At 58.1% G+C, this 20746-nt stretch carries 18 protein-coding genes; 11 read left to right on the top strand and 7 right to left on the bottom strand.

What is annotated here, in order from left to right:
* The coding region (locus HGHM_RS21585; protein ID WP_034349207.1) for a HAMP domain-containing protein at positions 1-1006 on the bottom strand (1006 nt) is incomplete at its 3' end.
* Positions 1007-1071: 65 nt separating this feature from the next.
* The gene (locus HGHM_RS16055) at positions 1072-2898 is read right to left on the bottom strand and encodes a two-component system response regulator (protein WP_034349272.1); all 1827 of its coding nucleotides are present in this window, start codon (positions 2896-2898) and stop codon (positions 1072-1074) included.
* Between the two features lie 162 nt (positions 2899-3060).
* Here HGHM_RS16055 and HGHM_RS16050 point away from each other — a divergent pair, with 162 nt between their 5' ends.
* Entirely contained in the window at positions 3061-3303 is a 243-nt protein-coding gene (locus tag HGHM_RS16050; protein WP_019142571.1) for a hypothetical protein, read from the top strand.
* Positions 3304-3408: 105 nt separating this feature from the next.
* Here HGHM_RS16050 and HGHM_RS16045 read toward each other — a convergent pair whose 3' ends face one another.
* Positions 3409-3603: a DUF2795 domain-containing protein gene (locus HGHM_RS16045; protein ID WP_051155352.1), complete on the bottom strand. Its 195-nt coding sequence runs from the start codon at positions 3601-3603 to the stop codon at positions 3409-3411.
* A 252-nt stretch (positions 3604-3855) separates the two neighbouring features.
* Here HGHM_RS16045 and HGHM_RS23760 point away from each other — a divergent pair, with 252 nt between their 5' ends.
* The 3 genes from HGHM_RS23760 to HGHM_RS16030 are packed head-to-tail and all read left to right on the top strand — an operon-like array spanning position 3856 to position 6476.
* Positions 3856-4494, top strand: coding sequence for a DUF4254 domain-containing protein (locus HGHM_RS23760; protein WP_026076103.1), 639 nt, complete (start codon positions 3856-3858; stop codon positions 4492-4494).
* On the top strand, positions 4491-5354 hold the full coding sequence (locus HGHM_RS23755; protein WP_051155342.1) for a glycosyltransferase family 2 protein: 864 nt from the start codon (positions 4491-4493) through the stop codon (positions 5352-5354). Before HGHM_RS23760 ends, HGHM_RS23755 begins: the two co-directional genes overlap by 4 nt.
* Positions 5355-5378: 24 nt before the next feature.
* Positions 5379-6476 carry a glycosyltransferase family 9 protein gene (locus HGHM_RS16030; protein WP_019142569.1) on the top strand — a complete coding sequence of 366 codons (1098 nt, stop codon included), beginning with the start codon at positions 5379-5381 and terminating at the stop codon, positions 6474-6476.
* On the opposite strand, the gene HGHM_RS16025 is transcribed toward HGHM_RS16030, so the two are convergent.
* Positions 6459-7502: a glycosyltransferase family 9 protein gene (locus HGHM_RS16025; RefSeq protein ID WP_019142568.1), complete on the bottom strand. Its 1044-nt coding sequence runs from the start codon at positions 7500-7502 to the stop codon at positions 6459-6461. The two genes, HGHM_RS16030 and HGHM_RS16025, sit on opposite strands and share 18 nt — an antisense overlap.
* 153 nt (positions 7503-7655) lie before the next feature.
* On the opposite strand from HGHM_RS16025, the gene HGHM_RS16020 reads away from it, so the two are divergent.
* The gene (locus HGHM_RS16020; protein WP_019142567.1) at positions 7656-8213 is read left to right on the top strand and encodes an HU family DNA-binding protein; all 558 of its coding nucleotides are present in this window, start codon (positions 7656-7658) and stop codon (positions 8211-8213) included.
* A gap of 87 nt (positions 8214-8300) precedes the next feature.
* Here the strand turns inward: HGHM_RS16020 and HGHM_RS22380 are convergent, their stop codons facing one another.
* The gene (locus tag HGHM_RS22380) at positions 8301-9719 is read right to left on the bottom strand and encodes a replication initiation protein (RefSeq protein WP_081583591.1); all 1419 of its coding nucleotides are present in this window, start codon (positions 9717-9719) and stop codon (positions 8301-8303) included.
* A gap of 588 nt (positions 9720-10307) precedes the next feature.
* Here HGHM_RS22380 and HGHM_RS16010 point away from each other — a divergent pair.
* Both HGHM_RS16010 and HGHM_RS16005 read left to right on the top strand, forming a co-directional pair.
* Entirely contained in the window at positions 10308-11495 is a 1188-nt protein-coding gene (locus HGHM_RS16010; RefSeq protein WP_019142565.1) for an AAA family ATPase, read from the top strand.
* 1 nt (position 11496) lies between these two features.
* Positions 11497-12474: a ParB/RepB/Spo0J family partition protein gene (locus HGHM_RS16005; protein WP_019142564.1), complete on the top strand. Its 978-nt coding sequence runs from the start codon at positions 11497-11499 to the stop codon at positions 12472-12474.
* Between the two features lie 889 nt (positions 12475-13363).
* Here HGHM_RS16005 and HGHM_RS21570 read toward each other — a convergent pair.
* Positions 13364-14623 (bottom strand): phage integrase family protein, encoded by a 1260-nt coding sequence (locus tag HGHM_RS21570; protein ID WP_019142563.1) that lies wholly within the window; start codon positions 14621-14623, stop codon positions 13364-13366.
* A gap of 333 nt (positions 14624-14956) precedes the next feature.
* On the opposite strand from HGHM_RS21570, the gene HGHM_RS15995 reads away from it, so the two are divergent.
* Positions 14957-15280 carry a hypothetical protein gene (locus HGHM_RS15995; protein ID WP_019142562.1) on the top strand — a complete coding sequence of 108 codons (324 nt, stop codon included), beginning with the start codon at positions 14957-14959 and terminating at the stop codon, positions 15278-15280.
* Between the two features lie 139 nt (positions 15281-15419).
* Here the strand turns inward: HGHM_RS15995 and HGHM_RS15990 are convergent, their stop codons facing one another.
* The gene (locus HGHM_RS15990) at positions 15420-16358 is read right to left on the bottom strand and encodes a LysR substrate-binding domain-containing protein (protein ID WP_019142561.1); all 939 of its coding nucleotides are present in this window, start codon (positions 16356-16358) and stop codon (positions 15420-15422) included.
* Between the two features lie 369 nt (positions 16359-16727).
* Here HGHM_RS15990 and HGHM_RS15980 point away from each other — a divergent pair, with 369 nt between their 5' ends.
* From HGHM_RS15980 to HGHM_RS15970, 3 genes are all read left to right on the top strand, one after another.
* Entirely contained in the window at positions 16728-17336 is a 609-nt protein-coding gene (locus tag HGHM_RS15980; RefSeq protein ID WP_019142559.1) for a 3-keto-disaccharide hydrolase, read from the top strand.
* Between the two features lie 373 nt (positions 17337-17709).
* Positions 17710-18984 (top strand): toll/interleukin-1 receptor domain-containing protein, encoded by a 1275-nt coding sequence (locus HGHM_RS22375; protein WP_019142558.1) that lies wholly within the window; start codon positions 17710-17712, stop codon positions 18982-18984.
* Between the two features lie 379 nt (positions 18985-19363).
* Positions 19364-20746 (top strand): ABC transporter substrate-binding protein, encoded by a 1383-nt coding sequence (locus tag HGHM_RS15970; protein ID WP_019142557.1) that lies wholly within the window; start codon positions 19364-19366, stop codon positions 20744-20746.

The raw sequence follows: 20746 nt of genomic DNA, 5'->3' as shown, positions 1-20746 counted from the left end.
GCTGGTCCACCATCACATTGATGGTGTTCTTCAGTTCCAGGATTTCGCCTTTCACGTCCACCGTGATTTTCTTCGACAAGTCGCCGCGGGCCACCGCCGTCGTCACTTCCGCGATGTTGCGCACCTGGCCGGTCAGGTTCGAAGCCATGAAATTGACGTTATCCGTCAAGTCCTTCCAGGTACCGCCCACGCCCGGCACGTGGGCCTGGCCGCCCAATTTACCTTCGGTACCCACTTCCCGTGCCACCCGCGTCACTTCCGATGCAAACGAGCGCAACTGGTCCACCATGGTGTTGATCGTGTCTTTCAGCTGCAGGATTTCCCCGCGCACGTCCACCGTGATCTTTTTCGACAAGTCGCCATTGGCCACCGCCGTCGTCACTTCTGCAATGTTGCGCACTTGTCCGGTCAGGTTGCCCGCCATCGAATTCACCGAGTCGGTCAAGTCTTTCCAGGTGCCCGCCACCCCCGGCACGTTCGCCTGACCTCCGAGGCGGCCTTCGGTACCGACCTCGCGCGCCACCCGCGTCACTTCCGACGCAAACGACGAAAGCTGGTCCACCATCGTGTTTGCCGTGAAAGCCGAGCGCAGGAATTGTCCCTTCAGCGGCCGCCCGTCCACATCCAGCGCCATGCGCTGCGACAAGTCGCCTTTCGCAACCGCGCCGATGACGCGCGCCATCTCGGTCGTCGGGCGCACCAGGTCGTCGATCAGTGTATTCACCGACTTGACGATCGTGGCCCAGCCGCCGGAGGTATTTGCCAGGGAGGCACGCTGGGTCAGGTGGCCTTCGCGCCCGACGACCCGGCTGACCTCGGTAATTTCCCGGGCCATCTGTTCATTGGTTTCGAGGATGTCATTGACGGTATCGGCGATCTTGCCCGCCAGTCCTGTCCAGTCGGACGGCATGCGCGCCGAAAAGTCGCCTTTCTTCAATGCCGCCAGTACCCGAAGCACCAGCTTGGCATCCATCTCTTCGATCGTGTTATCGCTCATCATGTCCATGGGATATTCAAAAAGGCGCCGGCAGGCGGACTGGCCGGCTGCCGGCAGAAAAGTAGAGGCCAGCCTTACGCTGTCTGCAGGACGCGCGACACCAGCTTTTCCGCCGGGAGCGGGCGGCTGTAGAGATAGCCCTGATGTTCGTCGCATCCCAGCTCTTTCAGGATCGCCAGCTGTTCCGGCGTTTCCACGCCTTCGGCAACGACCTTGAGCGTCAGGGCGCGCGCCATGTTGACCACTGCGGCGACGATCGCGCGGTCTTCCACATCCTTGCCCAGGTCGCGCACGAAGGACTTGTCGATCTTGAGCACGTCGATCGGCAGCGCCTTCAGGACGGACAGGGAAGAATAGCCGGTGCCGAAATCATCGATCGCAATCGTGATGCCGCTCTGGCTGATTTCCCGCAGGACCGAGGTGGCTTTTTCCAGGTCCCGAATGAGCAGGGATTCGGTGATTTCCAGCTGCAGCCAGGAGGGATCGATCTCGTGTGCCTGCAAGGCGCGCTGGATCGCGCCGGGCAGTTCGGCGTGGATTTGGGGAATAGCGATGTTGACGGCAATCGGCAGCGTCGGCAAGCCGTTCGACGCTTCCTGCCAGCGCCTGGCCTGGGCGCAGGCTTGCGAGATCACCCATTCGCCGATGGGAACGATCAGGCCGCACTCCGATGCGGCCGGGATGAATTGTGCGCCGCTCAGCAAACCGAGGCGCGGATGATTCCAGCGCAGCAGCGCTTCCACGCCTGCCACCTGGCCGCTGTGGACGTCGACTTTGGGCTGGTAATACAGTTCGAATTCGTTGCGCTCCAGCGCTTCCTGCAATTCATGTTCGAGCCGGATGCGTTCGAGCAGGCGCGCATTGAATTCCTCATGGAAGAACTGGATCGTGCCGCGCCGCTCCTGCTTGGCATGGTACATCGCGAGGTCGGCATTTTTCATCAAGGCCTGCGCCGATTTGCCATCCTGCGGATAGAGACCGATGCCGACGCTGACTGTGCTCTTGAGCTTGTGCGGCCCGACCTGGAACACTTCGCCGGTCGCATGCACGATCTTCTTGGCCACCTGGGCAGCGTCGGCATAGTCCGGCAAGCCTTCCATCAGGACCACGAATTCGTCGCCGCCCAGCCTGGCGACCACATCCGATTCACGCACCGATGCACTGATGCGTGCCGCCACCTGGCGCAGCAATTCATCGCCGGTGTCATGCCCGAGCATATCGTTGATGGACTTGAAGCGGTCCATGTCGAGAAACAGCAAGGCGAGGCGCTCGTTGCGGCGCGTGGCGCGCGCGATGGCGTTTTCCAGGCGCTCGACCAGCTCGCGTCGGTTCAGCAGGCCGGTGAGCGGATCGCGCGTGGCGAGTTCATGCGCCCTTTGTTCGGCCTGGCGGCGCACGATGACCTCGGCTTCCAGCGTCGCGTTCATCCGCTTCAAGGCTTGCATCTGCTTGACCTGCAGGTTCTTGTTCAGTTCTGCCAATTCCCGGGTCTTGTCTTCGAGCAGCATGTTCTTCTTGGCTAGCTCGATGAAGACGGCAATCTTGGTTTGCAGGATCTGCGGGATCACTGGCGTGATCAGGTAATCGACCGCACCGCGCTGATAACCCTTGAGCCGGTTCATCTCGTCGGCGTAATGCGCAGTGACGAAAATGATCGGGATCGATGCGGAGCGCGGATGGGAGTGGATGATTTCCGCAGTTTCGAAACCATCCATGCCCGGCATACTGACATCGAGCAGGATGACGGCGAACTGGTGATCGAGGATTTTGCGCAAGGCTTCTTCGCCGGAGCTTGCGGTAATGACTTCGTAGCCGACATCGGAAGGCGTGCGGGTCAGCAGGGTTTTCAAGGCCGTCAGCGTCGGGAGATGGTCGTTCACGATGAGGATTTTTGGTTTCATCAGCTTGAGTTTGTTATCTGACTGGACGAGTGACGGAGCGAGTTCTGTATGCATTAATGAATGAGATATGGAATGGGGCTTCCTCACGAAGGAAAGCGATTCATGGAATTCCGGGATGTTGCGCTGGATCGGGCGCGGGTGATTGCTTAGATGAAAGCGTTAATGCAGAGCAAATTCCGCTGGAACGCTGCGCGCCCGATTTTTCTTCAAGGAATTCAAGACGCTTCGTTAGAACATGGAAATGAATCGGCGTTCCCGATTATCTATCTGAGTGGCATCTTTTTTATTGCTAAAGATCATGCTGCGAAGCAAATTCTTTCGGAGAAGAAAGAAAGAGAAGCGCTTGAGACGAAGAGGCCCATTAGAAAGATGTGCTCCGTCTATGTTTTTTACAAGGGCTTGTAATTAAGCTGCGTTGCAGGCCGGTATGGCATCGGAACCGGCCGCCGAACGCGTGCTTGCCGATGCTGCCGACAAGCAATGAAGGAAGGAAACTTTCCTTCATCATGTTCAATGATGCTTCGCCAGCGCCTGGCTGACATCGACGGGGGCTTCAAAATCCTGGTCCGGCAATTGCTCGAGCGATGCGCAGACGTTTTCATCAGCGCCCATTTTTTTCGCGTTTTCAATCAAGGCTGCCTTGCTGGCAGGGTAATCGACGCCTTTCAGGAATTTCTGAATCTGGATGGGGTTGACATGTTGCATGATGTTCTCCGGTGACGACATTTGGATGACAGTAGGCCATAGGCCATCGATTGCAGAACTGCCGGCACGCGCGCCGTGCAGGGTGACAGCGCTCCCGCTTCTGCAGGGACGCCAAATGGTCGGGCGGTGATCGCAAGTCCTGTACCACGGCTGGTGGCGCATGCGCGCATGATTTTTGCTCGCTCGGCTTTCACAATTTTCCCGATGCAAGTTCACCTTGTTTGATGCACGCCGCCGGCATGAAGCCGGCGCATGAAAAGGAAAGCTATGCCGCTGCAAATCGACGCACGCTCCATCACGCAATTTCACGATCAGTTTTTGTCCGGGCCGGAATGGCGCACACCTGACGGCATGGAAGCGCCAGCGGACATCTGGCGCTGGATCGAAGCGAACCACCGCTACAACAGCCTGCTGTGGAAGGAAGAAGACAAGGCCCGGCGCACCGATGTGGATGCCCGCGAGATCGCCGCTTGCAAGCGCCTGATCGACCAGTACAACCAGCAGCGCAATGATGCAGTGGAGGCGATCGACGAAACGCTGCTGACGGAACTCGGCCAGCTGCCGCCCGCAAGCGATGCGCGCCTGAACAGTGAAACGGCCGGTGCGATGGTCGATCGCCTGTCCATTCTTGCGCTGAAGATTTACCACATGGGATTGCAAACGCAGCGAGGGGACGCGAGCGCGGAGCACATCGCCAGGTGCCGGGAAAAACTGCAGCGTCTGCGCATCCAGCGCGAGGATCTGGCGTCCTGCTTCGATAGCCTGCTGGAAGAAACGCGGCAAGGGCGCGCCTATTTCAAGGTTTACCGGCAATTCAAGATGTACAACGACCCCACGCTGAATCCCTATCTCTATGGCCGCGCGGGCCGACCATCCGCGCCAGCAGCATGAGTGCCGGTCCCGCCATCGATGTGCTGATCCCGACTTGCAACCGCCCGGGTGCGCTTGCGGTCACGCTGATGTCGCTGGCAAGCCAGACGCATGCGGGACTGCGCATCATCATCTCCGACCAGTCGGATGGCGAAGGCGCCTTCGTCCAGCCGGAAGTGGCAGCAGTACTGCGCTTCCTGCGCGGGCAAGGGCGCGAGCTGCACACCCTGCGCAACCTGCCGCGCCGCGGCATGGCCCAGCAGCGTGCCTTCCTGCTCGCCCATGCCAGAGCACCCTATTGCCTGTTCCTCGATGACGACGTGATGCTGGAGCGCGATCTGGTCGAGCGTCTGCACCATGCGATCAGTGAGCAGGGATGCGGCTTTGTCGGCAGCGCCCTGCATGGCCTGAGCTTCATCGGCGATGTGCGGCCGCACCAGCAGCACATCGAATTCTGGGACGGCAAGGTCGAGCCCGAGCGGGTGACGCCGGGCAGCGCGGAATGGGCGCGCCATCATGTGCACAGCGCGGCCAACCTGCTCCATGTGCAGGCCAGACTGGGATTGGACCGCAGCACCACGCGCCTGTACCGGGTCGCATGGGTCGGGGGCTGCGTACTCTTCGATACCGCCAAACTGCGCGCTGCCGGCGGTTTCGATTTCTGGCAGGAGCTGCCTGCCGCACATTGCGGCGAAGACGTGCTCGCGCAATTGCGGGTCATGGAGCGTTACGGCGGCTGCGCCATCATTCCTTCCGGCGCTTACCACATGGAATTGCCGACCACCATTCCGGCGCGCGAGATCGATGCGCCAAGGGTCCTGCCTGTGAGCGCAACTGTCGCTGCAGGCACGGCGCAGGCGACGAGACTGAACATGTCATGAAGGGCGTGTGCGCGCGAGATATCCATGCCTGAACCGGCGACGATTTCCGACGTAAGAAAAATCGCGGTACTGCGGCCCAACGCAGTCGGCGATTTCGTGTTTGCGCTGCCTGCCTTGCATGCGCTGCGTGCCGCCTATCCAGGGGCGCGCATCGTCTATATCGGCAAGGCATGGCATGCCGATTTTCTGCGAGACCGGCCGGGTCCGGTCGACGACGTAGCGGTACTGCCGCCCTGCCCTGGCGTGGGCCTGCCGCCGGATGCGCACGTCGAGCAAGGACCGCTTCAAGCATTCATCGCTGCCATGCGGGAAGAGCGCTTCGACCTGGCGCTGCAGCTGTATGGCGGCGGTCACTATTCCAATCCCTTCATCATGCAATTCGGCGCGGACCTGACTTTGGGCCTGCGTGCAGACGGCGCGCCGCCGCTCGACCGGCATATCGCTTATCGGGAACGGCAGAACCGGCGCCTCCTGTTGCTGGAAGCGGCAGCACTGGCGGGAGCGGACTTGCTGCGCCTCACCCGGCAACCCGAACTGCAGGTGACGGAGCGTGATCGCAGGGAAGCCGCGTGCATCCTGCCCGATCTGGGTGCACGACCGCTGGTCGTACTGCAACCCGGCGCCAGCGACAGTCGGCGTCACTGGCCGGCACGGCGCTTTGCTGCCGTCGGGGATGCGCTGGCAGAGCAAGGTGCAGCAATCGCGGTCAATGGCACGGCGCAGGAAGCGCCGGTGGTACGCGAAGTGATCGGGCACATGCGTCATCCCGCGCTGGACTTGAGTGGCAAGCTGTCGTTGGCGGGCTTGTGCGGCGTGCTGGAAAGGACTGCATTGCTGGTGTCGAACGACACCGGCCCGCTGCATCTCGCGCTGGCCATCGGCACGCCCGGCGTCGGCATTTACTGGCTGAGCAATTTGATCGAGTCCGGACCGCTGTGCCAGGACAGGCATCGCGCTGCGCTGTCGACCCGCATCCACTGCCCGGTATGCGGAGCGGAAAACTTGCGGACCCGTTGCGCGCATGACGCGAGTTTCGTGGACGACGTGACGCTCGAAGAAGTCATCGCGCTGGCGCTGGATCTGTTCCGCGCCCGCGAGGACAGGTCATGCTGTGCGCTGTAGCAGCAGGCGCGCCTGTTCCAGAACCGAGGCGAGCTCCTGTCCTTGCGGATCCCAGATGCAGCGGTGCAGATCCCGGTCCAGCGGCGCCCAGCGTTCGATGTCGGCCTTGCTGAAGATGACCACACTGGGCAGCTTCAATCCGGCAGCGATGTGCGACACACCGGTATCGTTGCACACCAGTAGCCGGGCGCGGCTCATGAGCGCTGCCATCGCGCCGATCGAGATCGGGGCTGCCGCATCGATCGCCCGGGTCTGCATGTGTTGCGCCACGGCTGCCGTCAGATCGGCTTCCTTGGCAGACCCCGTCAGCACGACAGGAAAGCCGAACTCGCGGGCCAGCCGGTCCGCGACTTCGGCAAAGCGTTGCGGCGGCCAGCACTTGTCGCGCATGCGCGCACCCGGGTGAATGCAGATATAGGCACCGGGTGTCAGTTCGGCCGCAATCCGGCTGGCGCGCAATTCTTCTTCATCCTGATCCGTCAGGGGAAATTCCAGTTCGCTGCCGCAGGAAGGCGCGCCAAGAAATTCCGCCAGCGCGAGCAGGCGCAGCGGTTCCGCACCGGTTTCCGGATAGGCGAGAAAGCATAGTGGATCGGCTTGTGCAGCATCCGTGCTCACATAGCCGGCCATCAGGCGCGCACCGAAGTCGTTCACGACGCGATTGCTGATCTGGCCGCTGCCATGCATTTGAATGGCGAGGTCGAACTGGCGCGCCCGCAGCGCTTCGTAAAATCCGGGAATGAAGTGTTCCTGGACCGCCTGCTCGGGAAAGGCAGGATGCCCCGGAAAGGCAATGAATTCATCAATGTAATGCGTAAAGCGGTCGGCAAATTGCGCTGCCCACGGCAAGCCGACCAGGCAGATGTGCGTGTGCGGGAGCGCCGCTCGCAAGGCGCGCAGCGCCGGCACCGCGCACAGCATGTCGCCCAGCTGGAGGGCGCGAAATACGACGAGGGTCCTGACTGGAGCGCGCTGCAGCAAGGGACCGCTCAACTCTTCCTGTACAAGAGGTTCAGACAAGGCCATATCCTGTTCCTGCAAATGGTTGCACCGTCCGCATTTGAAAGGGCGGCTCGATGGGCAAGCCGGACGCGCGTGAGAGTGCGCGGGATACTGCGCCGGCCTTTTGTCGATTGGTCAGGATGAAAGGCAATCAGTTCCGGCACCCGGCAATTTTTCATGGCGCGCGCGAAAGCGCGCTCACCATTCCTGCGCACATGTGTGCAGGAATGCGACAGCGGCTCCTGCAATTTTCTTTTTTTCGGCCGCGGCAGCCGCTGCGAATTGCGCGCATTCCTTCACCGATACCACCTTTTTTCTGCACTTTTTTCCTTGGTTGGCATGATCGGCGCGGCTGTCAACCCGCATGGTGAGGCCGGCTTCATTGCTTTTCCGTTAGTGCCCGCGAGAAATCTGGTGCTAAAATGCTTCGCACTTTTTACAGGAGGTTCAATGAACAAAACTGATTTGGTGGATGCCATCGCCGCTGACTGCGACATTTCGAAAGCATCGGCGCAGCGCGCGCTGGAATCCATGATCGACAATATCGTCAATGCCGTCATGAAGGGCGATTCGGTGCAACTGGTAGGCTTTGGCTCCTTTGGCGCCGGCGAGCGCGCAGCGCGTACCGGTCGCAATCCGCGCACCGGAGAAGAGATCAAGATTGCTGCGGTCAAGACCGTGAAATTCACCGCGGGCAAAGCGTTCAAGGATGCCCTCAACAAGACTTCGAAGTAATCGCATCCCTGCCAACCAATCTAAAGAAAAAGGCCCGGATATTCCGGGCCTTTTTCTTTGGTGCGTCAAGTAGCAGCCGCATGCATGTCATGCGCTTTCGGTCTGCCCCTTTCTCAAGCCGGTGACCAGGCCGCGCTTTTTCACTGCGGCCTGTTCCCTCCCCTGCTGGCTTTCTTCTTTCGTCAGGATGGCGATATCGACCAGGTCGGAGTCGGACGGCTTTTCCCAGCCCTCTTCCCATACCGAGTTGCCGAGGAACTTGAGGAAGACCGGGCGCACGATCGGGCTGGCGATCCCCTTGGTCTGAAATGCCTTGCGTACCACTTCGCTGGCGGGCAACGCCTCCGCTTCAAACTTGCGGATCCAGTTTTGCTGGTCCTGTTCCGGCATTTCCTGGAACATCTCGTTCAATTCGGCGCGTTTCATCGTCATGTAGCGCTCGATCAGCTTCAGGCGTTCGGCCTTGGTATCGAATACCTTGCGCGGCGTAGCGTCGGTTTCCTTGCGTTCGCCGAACTGCCCGGATTGCAGCAGGGTCGCGAGATATTTTTCCGGGCTGCGCACCGGTTCCATGTTGGGACGGTTCTTGCGCTCGTTCATCAGGCGCAGCGCTTCATCCATCGCCTTGGCGCCGTATTTCAGCAAATGCTTTTCCGCCCTCTCCTGCGGTATCCCGGCCTTGATCGCTTCGCCGATCGTTTTCAAATCGACCGGTTCGATCGATTTTTCGGCAGGCGGCAACAGGGGGGCCTTGCGCCGCACGCGGAATTGCAGATCCTGGATCGAGCGCCCCTGCCGGTGCTCGACCAATTCGATTTCCAGGTCGGAGACTTCATTGACTTTCTTGATCGCCTTTTTCAAGACGTCGCGGTTGAAGATCTTGTATTCCTGGTAGGCGCTGGTCGGGCTGTCGGGAGCGCCGGTCAATACCGGTCGCCACCAGGCCCAGGGCTGACGCGCGGTCAAGCCGCCCGGGTTGTCGGCATACCGGCAACAGATTTCATACAGCACCAGCGAAGCCATGGTATTCAGCGAAGCCTGCACTTGCAGCGACATCTTGGCGAAGCGCTGCGGATCCAGCAATTCCTGCTTGATGTTCGGCGCGTAGCTCCATTCGAGGATCAATTCGCCATCGCGCTGGATCAAGTCGGCATGGGCGATCAGGGCTGACACGCTCCAGCGCGCACCCTCGCCGATGGTGGGCGACTGCCACTCCACCCCGGTCGTGGCCATCTGGCGGAAATACTGCTTGATCAATTCCGTGTTGTTCGAATTGAAATCGATACCGGTGGCGATGTCAGCCAGCCGCACCTGGTAGCGATCCTTGCCCACGCCTTGGCGCTGCGCATAGTGCAACATCACGTTGTAGATCTTGCGGGCGGTGACAGTGATCTTTTCCGACTTGGGCACGATGGCCAAGGTATTGACCGGCTTGCGAAGCGGAAAGTCCACCTCGCTCGTGACGGCTTGCTTTCCAGCTTTCGCAGTGCGGGTGGATTGTTTCATGTGCCGGCATGTTCTTGTTAGTCGGTTAACGGCAGTCTACAGTGAGTGTATTTTAAAATCAAACTCACCTTTCTTTTTTAGGGTGAAATTCTCCACCGCGCTGCTGCTGTTTACCCTCACCTCCCAAATTTACTCACCTTTCGCCGCTACCGAATTTGGCCTGCATCGGGACGATTTGCTCGCGGGCTGCCAATTTTCGGGGTTTAATCGGACAGGAAATTGTGGAATTGCAAACGCTATTGTTATCCCATATCAACTCACGCAAGTTCCTAAGGCGACTCACCCAGCTTCCCAAAACCTCTCGCGCAAAGCCCCAAAACCTCTCACCCAAGTCCCTATAAGCTCTCACCTGACATGACTTAAGCCTTTGAAAATAAAGGGTAAATGCGGCGCTTTAGTTATTATAGAAGTTATAGATTTTTTATTATTTTTAGCGTCGGAACAGGTGGAAAGGTACCTCACAGCAAAAAACTGCGCTCAAAGTTTTACGGAATTGTGTGAAATTTTAGATTTCCATAAAAATTTCGTTTTTTGCCAATACAGTTAATGGCGTAAAATGCATCCCATCTGTAGAACCAAGGAGAAGAAATGAAAAACGCAGTAAAGGCGTCACAAAAAATCCAGATCAGCGACATTGTCGAGCAGGCCGAACGCGCTACTCAGATGGTGAACCAGATTCGCTCGCGCATGCTGGCGCCGAATGCAGCGAAGAGTACGCCGCTGTTTACTTTGACCCAGCTCGCATCCCTGTGCGGGATTGACAAAGGTCAAGTGTCCTATCGGATCAGCAAGGGAGATCTTCCGGCAGGGCAATTGAATGAAAAAGGATCGCGCCGGGAATTTACGCTGGAAGAAGCCCGTATCTGGGTTCAGCATTATCGCGCAGAACATCTGCGCCCGGAAGGCGCACGAGCAATCACGATTTCCATTGGTAACTTCAAGGGAGGCGTGAGCAAAACCACGACGGCAATGGTCTTGGCCCAGGGTCTCAGCTTGCGCGGTCACAAGGTGCTGGTGATCGATGCAGATCCTCAAGGCTCGCTGACGACACTGTTCGGGATCATGCCGGATACGGAAGTCTCGGAACAGCAAACCATCGCGCCCCTCGTATATGGTGACACCACATCGATCCGGCCTTCGATCCAGTCTACTTACTGGAATGGGGTGGATCTGGTGGCAGCGTCTTCCACTTTGTTTTCGGCAGAGTTCGTCCTGCCTTCCCGCCAAATCAAGGATCCGGAATTTCAGTTCTGGGATGTCATCAACCTGGGTTTGGAAGATGTGCGGGATGAATACGATGTCATCATTATTGATACCCCGCCTTCCCTGTCGTACGTCACCATCAATGCCTTCATGGCATCCGATGCGATGATCGTTCCCCTGCCGCCGAACGCCCTGGACTTCGCAAGCTCGGCCCAGTTCTGGAGCTTGTTCAGCGACCTCGCTTCAAATCTGGTGGAAAACGCCGGCATTACCAAGACGTTCGATTTCATTCATGTCCTGCTGGCTCGCGTCGATTCGGCGGATGTGGCAAGCGACGTGGTGCGCTCCTGGATTTCAGCGACTTATGCGGAAAAGGTCTTGCCGATCGAAATTCCGAAAACCACGGTGACCTCTTCCAGCTCGGCGGAATTTGGCACCGTGTATGACGTGAATCGTTATGAGGGCAGTGCCAAGACTTATAGTAGGGCAAGAGACGCCTACGATCGGGTGATTGATTTGGTGGAAGTATCGATTCGCAATTCCTGGATGGCCCAATTGAGCGAAGGAGAATGACATGTCGATGAAAGACCGCCTGAGCAAAAAAACGGAAGGCTTGCTTGTTCCGACCAAGAAAGTGGAAGGGGCGGCCGGCGCGCCACCTTTGCGTACCGGGCCAGGGCAGATGTTGATGGTCAATAGTCTGATGAAGGAAAACAATGAAAAGGTCGCGCAGCTGGAAGAGAGGTTGAAGCAGTTTGAAGGCGTGTTGCCGGTAAAGCTGATCGACCCGGCGCTGATCGTTCAATCGAAGTGGGCCAATCGCACGCAGCAAAATTTCGAGTCGGCGGAATTCAAGCAGTTGGTCGAGGAAATCCGGGAAGCCGGCGGCAATGTGCAGCCGATAAAGGTGCGTCCGGTCGATGGACAGCAGGATGCATATGAAATCGTGTTTGGCCACCGGCGCCATCGCGCGTGTCAGGAACTCGGATTGCCAGTGCTGGCAATGGTGGAAGAGGTAAGCGATGTCAGCCTGTTCAAGGAAATGGATCGCGAAAACCGCACCCGGCTCGACCTTTCACCCTGGGAGCAGGGCATGATGTACCGGCGCGCCTTGCAGGAAAAACTGTTCACTTCCCAGGAACAAATGGCGCGTGAATTGGGTGTTGACGCCGGCAACCTGAGCAAAGCCTTGCGCTTGGCGGACTTGGATCAGCGATTGATCGAGGCATTTTCCTCGCCTCTCGATCTGCAGTATCGCTGGGCAAAGCCCTTGAGCGATGCGATGCGAAATGACGCAGAAGGTGTCCTTGAGCGCGCAGCACAGTTGAAGAACGATCGCTCGATTGCATCGACGCCGAAACAAGTCGTCGAATTCTTGCTCGGCACTGGCAGTAAGGAAACGGGAAAAAGCGTTTCTTCAGTAACGGCGACTGGCAGTGTATCGCTGGTGCAGGATGGAGACCGGGTGACGCTGCAATTCGATAAAGGCTTTTTGAATGACGCACGCTTGGCTGAACTGCGAAGTTGGATTGAAGAATGGATGAAACGCTGAAAAGCGGCGCATAGGGAAAAGGGGAGTTGTACGGTACAACTCCCCTTTTTGTTTTTCTGAATGAATTTGGCAGAACGTTCTTCCGCAAAGCGAACTGCTTTGGCAGCAGTTCGGCTTGAGGTGACGGGACCCCAAATTACCTTTCCTGTGCCGTTCACAAGGCGGCCTTCATAGCATTAGCGCTACTGGGCGGCTTCAGCGGCACTGTTCCCCAGTTTCATTCTGTGGATATTGAGCAGAGATTTTTAGCAACACCGGATCTCTTGTTGGAATGGTTTGTGATTTACCTGTGGGTTGAGAGCGGCAGCAGGGCAAAGTACAGGCAACGGAACCTCCATGGTTCTATCCTGAACTGGTTGTACGGTACAACTTTGCAACGATAGGTCTTAAAGCATCTCTGTCATCAGCCAGCCCTCCCAAAAGTTCTCACCTCTCGCACTACGGGCCTTTGGCCAGCGCTTCTTCAGACCCCTTCGCCAGCTCCGTCCCAAAAGCTCTCACCTGGATCCGATCAAAGGGAGAAGGGAGGTTGTACCGTACAAGTTTTTTTGGATTCCAAGACCCCAGACAAAACAAGGACTTGCTTGAAGTCACTTCAGGAGGTGGTCCAGCCCAGGCCGAACCACAACTAATCTTCGACCAGGGTGACTAGTTCGAGAGATGGCCTAAAAATCCCCTATTCTCTTCCTTCGTCAACTTCCCAAAAGTTCTCACCCTCAGTTTTGATTGGATGCCGAGGGCAATCTTTGAAAGGATAGGGCGGAAGACCGGATCGGCGAATCAATATCCGGCCTAGCTTGCATTCTGACCGGGGGCGGCCAATTAGGTCTTCCCGAGCGGGTGCGGCGAATTAGGTGACGGCAAAGTGTGGAAACAATGTGCCGTGAATTTACGAGACAGTAGTGCCTGAGCGCTTCAAGGATTTTCCAGTCAATCCCTTCCAAGGGTTGAATGCCAGATATCCCTGCGTGGTCAGCCAGCGAAACATGCCAGCCACAATCGTGATGGCCAAAGCCTGACTCCCTGGAGAAAGCGGGCCATCAAATGGGCGCCATAGCGCACTCCACCGATCGGTTCCTCGCACGCCGATCCAGGCAGAGCGCGGCAAGGAGAACGGCCAAGCCGAACTCGCGCTTTCATCCAGTCGAGCAAGAAATTCCCGGTATGCAATCACGTCTTCCTGGGTAAGCGACGACAGCGCCCGTCGGCGCTCCATGACCGCCCATAGCAGGAATCGCTCCGCTTCCTTCCGATAGGAGCGCCAAGTGCTGGGGTTCTCCTTCTTCGTCGCCAGCCATGCCGCGATCGCTTCCGGATCCGATGACGCCGTGATCAGGCAAGTACTTCCCCGATTGGTCCCGTTTCTGCCGTCGAGCTCGGGCGGCAACAGCAAATATTCAAGCGGGACAATGCCAAACTCCTTCGGTCGGCTTGCCAGCAACAGGGGAGGAGGGATCTGCCGTTCTTTCACGCCGGCTTGAATTCGCAATGGCATCCCGAGCGCCTGCGCAACCGGCTCAGTCCGCAACCATGCCACAATTTGCGCAGCCGTCTTTTCGCCCAGGCGCGGCACCTGCGTCCACCAGCGGTAACCACGTGCATTGATGGTGCCGACCAAATCGGCGAGCGTGCGGATGCCGGCTGCCTGCAGCCGCCCGGCCACCGGCGTATCCAGCCAGCCGCCTACTTCATCCGTGTCCTGCGGTGTCGTGTCCAGCAAGCCTTCGAGTTCGGCAAGGGCCGCCAATTGGCGCCGGCGCAAACGTTCATTGCGCAAAGCGCGCCGATCCGCGGACTTCAGCTCGCCGAACTCTTCATGGAACAGCGCCAGCAATTCCGCTTCCGAATACATCTCGTGCGGATCGCGTTCCTCTCTGAATTCCGCCAGAGTCGGAATCGCGGCATGTTGCGGACTGTCCAGCTTGCCCGGATCAATCAGGATCAAGCGCGCCTCGGGAAAATGGCCCCGGCGTCGCGCCGCCACCATGAGTTGCTGCCGGATCCATTTCAGGGCTGCCTTCGCTGCCTTTTGTTCAGCATCCGTATCGTCAGCCGTTTCCAGATAGCGCTTTGCGAGCAATGCCAGATCCAAACCTTCCAGATAACCGCGCAGGAAAGCGAAGTGATGCGTGCCGATACGGGTTAGCACCGTACCCTTATGAATGCGGCTTGCTGACAAGATGGCTCTAAGTAATTGAAATCAAAGCAAAAAGAAAAGAGTCTTTCTTAATGGTATCAAAAAACGGCCGAAAAATAACACAATTGATTATATTTCGGCGCACCGGCAGAAACAGGATTGAGTGTCATCAGACCGATAGCGGCGGTGAGCAAGCTGCATCAACGCGGGATTGATCTCATCCCGATGACCGCATGCAGTTTCGAGATCCGCCGCGGCACATTGGCCCGCCACCCGAGGTTGGAACTAACCCGGCGTCAGCAGGGACCAAGAAGCGGGAGACGGACAAAATGCAAAGGAGGCCATATGCAGCAAGGTCGGATCAATGAATGCTTTCTACGCATTCAACAATGCATCGATAGCGCGCTCTATGCCTGCGAAACCGCCTCGGATGTGCCGGACGAAATGCGCAAGGTATTGACTGAACTGGAGCGCGAAGCCGCACTCGCCAGGCTCACCATCGAGCAGGACCAGCAGTATGAAGACGTGGAGCAGTATCTGGAAAACCTGCAAAGGGCAGGGGACCGGGTGCTGTTCGCCAGCATGGACAGCGGGATCGACCGGCACCTCAAGAATTATCTCCAGCAAGCCCACGACGCGATCTACGAGTTAAGACATAAACTCCATTGACCGCGCCCCTTGCTGGCAGCTATCGCGCCTGCTCCGACAAGCGCCCCTGGGCGGCTGCGTATGCGAAAAAGCCGGTCCCAGCTCCGCCACACCACGTGCCCCCATCCGCAGCTTCGACTACTCCGTCAAACGACAAGACTCAAAGCGGCGATAGCGACCGCGCCGTCGTTGCAATCAACTCGCGCAGCCACTTGTGTTCGGAAGCGTGATGCACACGGTCATGCCACAACTGATAAAAACGCATCTTGGGAAATTTGATCGGCACCGTAAAGATCTTCAGCGGCAGGCTCTTTTCATAAAAGCGCATGAATTGCCGCCCGGTCGTCAGCACCAGGTCGGACCGGGTAAGCATGTAGGGGATCAGCCCGAAATACGCGGACTCCACCACCACATTGCGCTGCAGGTGTTGCCGCGCCAGATAGGACTCGATCACCCCGGAATAGCCGGGCATCATCGGCGACGGCGCCACATGCGGGAGCGACAAATAATCCTCGACCGTCATTTCATCCGAACCGGTGCGCAGCGCGTAGGCAGAGTCGGCACGCATCATGCAGGCGATTTCATCTTCGAACAGCTTGGACAAATGCAGGTGCGCGGGCGGCTCTTCCCAGTTGGCGATCACGAGATCGAGCTCGCCATCCGACAGCAGCTTCACGTAATCCATTTCCGTGCCCAGGTTGTGAATCACCAGTCGGCTCTTCGGCGACTCGCGCCGCACGCCCGCCACGACATTCGGCAGAAACTGGCTGTCCAGGTAGTCGGGTGCAGCGATATGGAAAGTGCGCGCTTCATGCTGGGCGGCGAATGGCGCCTTTTGCACGAACAGCTTTGCCGTCTCATCCAGGATTCGCTTCGCCGGCTTCAACAGGCTTTCGCCATGCTGAGTCGCCACCATCCCGCGAGCGCCGCGCACCAGCAGCGGGTCGCCAGTCAGCTGCCGGAGCTTGCGCAGTGCCGCCGAAATGGAAGGCTGCGGCTGGTTCAGCTTGAGAGCGACGCGCGACACGTTTTTTTCGGTAAGGAGCAGATACAGAATGCGGATCAGATGAAGATCCAGATGGTCTGGCAATCCCGACATGCTTGGCTCTATATCGTTATAAGTACGTCAAATATACTTGATACGCATTGTTGCAGGGGAGCGTATGCTCGCTTTCAGGATAAGCCGCGCAAATCTTGTACCGAGCTCAGCTGCTCCCCCTTGCCCGAATTCCCCGTTGTGGCAAACCGCGCAAAGAACGAGTGAGCGCGGGAGAATCGCATTGACAGCCCGCTTGGCACAGAAGATATTGCCGGATGCGTATTCGCTCACTGCCTGAATCCGCACCGCGCTGTACTGCGCTTCGCTTTCATCAGGTTCCGGCATCGAAGGTCCATGCCGGTCATGCAGTTCTGCTCCGAAAGCGGCGCAACCTGAAAAACAAATTTTAATGAAAGAGGGGAGTCCACCATGAACCGATTGTTGTCCACCATTCTCAGTCTGCTCGGCGTTGCCATGCTCGTCGCCGGCTGTGCCAGCAAAGCTTCTACTCAAGCGGATTCCGGATGGGTCACGCTGATCGATGGCGCCAAGGGGCTGGATAACTGGAAAATTGTCGGCGACGCCAACTGGAATGCAGCTGACGGCGTCATCCAGGCGGACAAGAAAACCAGCAAGGACCATAGTTTTCTGCTGACGAGGAATTCTTATACCGACTTCCAGATCCGGGCGGAATTCTGGGCCAGCGACGATGCCAACAGCGGCATCTTCATGCGTTGCGAAGATCTGTCCAATATCGCGGACAAGACCTGCTATGAAGCGAACATTTTCGATCAGCGTCCCGATCCCACCTACGGCACGGGGGCAATCGTCCACGTCGCCAAGGTGGTGCCGATGCCGAAAGCTGGCGGAAAATGGAATACTTATGACATCACGGTCAAGGGTACGCACCTGACCGTGGCCTTGAATGGCGTACGCACGGTTGACGTCGATGACAGCAGGCACAAGAGTGGGCCGATCGCGCTGCAGTATGCCGGCGGCGCCATCAAGTTCCGCAAAGTGCAAATCAAGCCGCTCTAAACCACGTCGGCTGTCGCATGGGAGTGCCGGCAAGTGGGCACTCCCTCTTCGACCGCGCCGCGTCGGCTTTCCATCGCTTCCCATGTCCATGGGAAGCGGACGGATCAAAAACCATCCACAATACCCTTGCCCATCCAATCCGCACTGCTTTGCATGTAACAAAAGAATTATCGGGTGGACATGCAATTCACGCATTCCTATACTGAAATCGTCTCGCCTCGCCTCCTGTCGACGTACCACGCATGAACCGGATGCGACGTGATCGACGGTTGTTCGGGACACCTGCCATCGACATCCCGATCGTGCTTCACGGGCTGGCATGCGGCGGGTTGGAGCAACAGGGCTTGGCATCGGAAGCCGCCGGGAGGTGCTTATGAGCGTGCCGAAAGTCTTCATCTCTTATTCCCACGACTCGGTTGCACACAAGGCTTGGGTGCTCCAGCTGGCCACGGACTTGCGCGTTCATGGTGTCGATGCATCGCTCGATCAGTGGGATCTCGTTCCGGGCCAGGATGTCGCCGCCTTCATGCAGAAAGGGATCACCGAATCGGACCGGGTGTTGCTGGTGTGTTCCGAAAACTATGTCGCCAGGTCGGAAGCTGGCTCAAGCGGCGTCGGCTATGAACGCCTGATCATTACCGCCGACATGGTGCACAGCATCGACACCAAAAAATTCATCCCGCTGATCCGCAACAATGCGTCGACCCGCAAGGTGCCACGCTTTCTCGGTCCGCGCCTGTACATCGACTTTTCCGAAGCCGGTCACTATCGGGAAAAAAGGGAAGAGCTGCTCCGGGAATTGCTTGGCGCGCCGGCAGTGGTCAAGCCGCCGCTCGGAGAAAATCCCTTTTCATCCGACCCCGTCCGGTCCACAGCGCCGGCCCGCCATGCCAGCAATTCCGGCGTGATGGCCAGCGGCATCAAGCTGCTGGACGATGCCTGGTTCAATACCGAAGCGAAGGCGACGGCGAAACGCTTGAAGGCGCTGGGCATCCACGCTTACATGGAGCTGCGCTTCGGCCTGCACGCCGACATCAGCAAATCGCAGCTCGAACTTGTAACCAGCGTGCGCAAGTCGGAAATCCATACCTTCGGCTGGCCGATCGGCATCACCCTCGACCATCACGACAAATTCCGCCCTCACCCGTATGGCGATGGCATCCGGGCCGAGATCTTCACCGAAACCGATTCGCTGTCCGGACGCACATCCTATGACTACTGGGCCTTGCGTTCCAACGCCGACTTCTTCCTGCGCCAGTGCCTGTTTGAAGACCAGCGTGCAGAGAATGCCTTCTTCTTCAATATCCGCATCATGCGGATGGCAGAAGCCTTGCTGTTTGCAGCGAATCTGTACAGGCATCTCGGCGTGGATCCCGCGACCCGGCTGAGCGTGCGCGTCACGCATCGCGGACTCGCCGGACGAAAGCTCGGCAGTTCGAGCTCCAGCCGCCACATCTTTCCCCGCACTGCACATGACGATGAATCGCAGGTGGACATCGTCGTGGTTCTCGGTTCCATCCGGGAAGCGCTGGCCGAACATGTGCAGCGCATTGCCGAGCCATTATTCATGCTGTTCGACTTCGCCCAGTTTCCGCCCGAGGTCTATGCCGATATCGTGCGCCGGTTTGAACGGGGCGAAGTCACCTGAGAGCCTTGATCGCGAAATCCGGATATCTCCGGTGCCAGTTCAAACCACGCACCGAAGGCAAAGGATGTGTAGAGCCCGCTGCTTGCTTGCAGGTGCTGAGCAGTAATCAACTGCTCACGATGAACGAGGCAAGACCTGGCCGCGATTCTTACTACCCGGAACATCGCACTGAGCGCCACGGCGATGCGCTTATGCAAAGATGCCGAGCGTTTTGCGTGGCAGTCATTCAAGCGGACATCCCGGAATCGGCATGGAAGCATTCCCTGTTGAGGCAGGGAATATGTTGCGTTATTTGCCTGGCAGTTTATATTTAAAAGTACAGATTTGGTCAGTCCGCTCAGGGAGGGAAAACAAGATTTTTCTCACCGAGGAGACAGCGATGACAAATCAGACCAGCAATGATGGCTGCCGGCAAAATGCGCCCACCACGTTTGCTTCCGGCACCAATATCCGGCGACGCCGGATCATCCAGGCGGCCGGTGCGGCAGGTCTTGTGGCCGGAGCTGCGCCTTTTATCAATGCCCATGCAGCGAAGCGGACACTGAAGATTTTGCAGTGGAATCATTTCGTGCCCGGTTATGACAAGTGGTTCGACGGCACTTACGTGAAGGAGTGGGGGCAGAAGAACGACACCGATGTGATTGTCGACCATGTCGGCATTCCGGCGCTCGCTACGCGTGCCGCCGCGGAAGTGTCGGCGCAGAAGGGGCATGACTTGTTCATGTTCCTGTCGCCGCCGCCAGTGTATGAGGATCAGGTCATCAACCACCGCGAAATCTACGAGGAATGCCAGCGCAAGCACGGCAAGCCGGTCGACCTTGCCATCAAGAGCACCTATAACCCGAAGACGAAGAAGTATTTCGCGTTTTCCGACAGCTTCGTTCCCGATCCGATCAACTATCGCAAGGATCTCTGGGACGAGATCGGCGCCAAGGCGCCGGATACCTGGGAAGACGTGCTTAACGCGGGGCGCCAGATCAAGCAGAAACGCAATATTCCCGTGGGCATCGGCCTGTCTTCCGAGCTCGACACTGCGATGGCCATGCGCACCATACTATTTGCCTTCGGTGGATCGGTCCAGAACGAAGACGGCGAAGTGGTGCTGAACTCGAAGAGCACGGTGGAAGCGGTGAAGTTCGTCAAGACTCTGTATCAGGAAACCATGACGCCGGAAGTGATGGCATGGGATGCGTCTTCGAACAATCGCGCTATGCTCGCCGGCAAGATCTCGCTCTGCCTGAATGCAATTTCCGTCACCCGCGAAGGGGAGAACAAGCGGATTCCGGTCACGCCCAATATCTGGCTGACTCAGGCACTGCAGGGCCCGGTGCGCCGCATCGGCATGGAGCACGTGATGGATTGCTACGTGATCTGGAAATTCGCGGAGAACATCGACGGCGCGAAGAAATTCCTGGTGGACTACATCGACAATTTCCGGCAGGGCTTCGTGGGAAGCGAGTACTACAACTTCCCCTGCTTCAACAGCACCGTGCCCGACCTGCAGAAGATGATCGCCGACGATCCCAAGGCCACGCCGCACGACAAGTACAAGGTGCTCGGCACGCTGATGACGCAGGCGACGAATGTCGGCTATCCCGGATATGCCAACGCCGCCATCGACGAAATCTTCAACACCTGGGTGCTCAACACCATGTTCGGCAAGGCGGCCACCGGTACAGAGACACCGGAGAACGCGGTCGCGCAGGCGGATGCCGCATGCAAGCGCATCTTCGCGAAATGGCGCGAACGAGGCATGGTGTGA

Source organism: Noviherbaspirillum massiliense JC206, from assembly GCF_000312045.1.
Taxonomy (GTDB): domain Bacteria; phylum Pseudomonadota; class Gammaproteobacteria; order Burkholderiales; family Burkholderiaceae_D; genus Noviherbaspirillum; species Noviherbaspirillum massiliense.
This window is presented reverse-complemented; position numbering and strand designations above follow the sequence as displayed.

Excerpts from the sequence above, each read along its gene's own strand:
- HGHM_RS16055 (WP_034349272.1), bottom strand. The coding sequence starts at position 2,898 with ATGAAACCAAAAATCCTCATCGTGAACGACCATCTCCCGACGCTGACG.
- HGHM_RS16050 (WP_019142571.1), top strand. The coding sequence starts at position 3,061 with ATGCAGAGCAAATTCCGCTGGAACGCTGCGCGCCCGATTTTTCTTCAA.
- HGHM_RS16045 (WP_051155352.1), bottom strand. The coding sequence starts at position 3,603 with ATGCAACATGTCAACCCCATCCAGATTCAGAAATTCCTGAAAGGCGTC.
- HGHM_RS23760 (WP_026076103.1), top strand. The coding sequence starts at position 3,856 with ATGAAAAGGAAAGCTATGCCGCTGCAAATCGACGCACGCTCCATCACG.
- HGHM_RS23755 (WP_051155342.1), top strand. The coding sequence starts at position 4,491 with ATGAGTGCCGGTCCCGCCATCGATGTGCTGATCCCGACTTGCAACCGC.
- HGHM_RS16030 (WP_019142569.1), top strand. The coding sequence starts at position 5,379 with ATGCCTGAACCGGCGACGATTTCCGACGTAAGAAAAATCGCGGTACTG.
- HGHM_RS16025 (WP_019142568.1), bottom strand. The coding sequence starts at position 7,502 with ATGGCCTTGTCTGAACCTCTTGTACAGGAAGAGTTGAGCGGTCCCTTG.
- HGHM_RS16020 (WP_019142567.1), top strand. The coding sequence starts at position 7,656 with ATGGCGCGCGCGAAAGCGCGCTCACCATTCCTGCGCACATGTGTGCAG.
- HGHM_RS22380 (WP_081583591.1), bottom strand. The coding sequence starts at position 9,719 with ATGAAACAATCCACCCGCACTGCGAAAGCTGGAAAGCAAGCCGTCACG.
- HGHM_RS16010 (WP_019142565.1), top strand. The coding sequence starts at position 10,308 with ATGAAAAACGCAGTAAAGGCGTCACAAAAAATCCAGATCAGCGACATT.
- HGHM_RS16005 (WP_019142564.1), top strand. The coding sequence starts at position 11,497 with ATGTCGATGAAAGACCGCCTGAGCAAAAAAACGGAAGGCTTGCTTGTT.
- HGHM_RS15995 (WP_019142562.1), top strand. The coding sequence starts at position 14,957 with ATGCAGCAAGGTCGGATCAATGAATGCTTTCTACGCATTCAACAATGC.
- HGHM_RS15990 (WP_019142561.1), bottom strand. The coding sequence starts at position 16,358 with ATGTCGGGATTGCCAGACCATCTGGATCTTCATCTGATCCGCATTCTG.
- HGHM_RS15980 (WP_019142559.1), top strand. The coding sequence starts at position 16,728 with ATGAACCGATTGTTGTCCACCATTCTCAGTCTGCTCGGCGTTGCCATG.
- HGHM_RS22375 (WP_019142558.1), top strand. The coding sequence starts at position 17,710 with ATGAGCGTGCCGAAAGTCTTCATCTCTTATTCCCACGACTCGGTTGCA.
- HGHM_RS15970 (WP_019142557.1), top strand. The coding sequence starts at position 19,364 with ATGACAAATCAGACCAGCAATGATGGCTGCCGGCAAAATGCGCCCACC.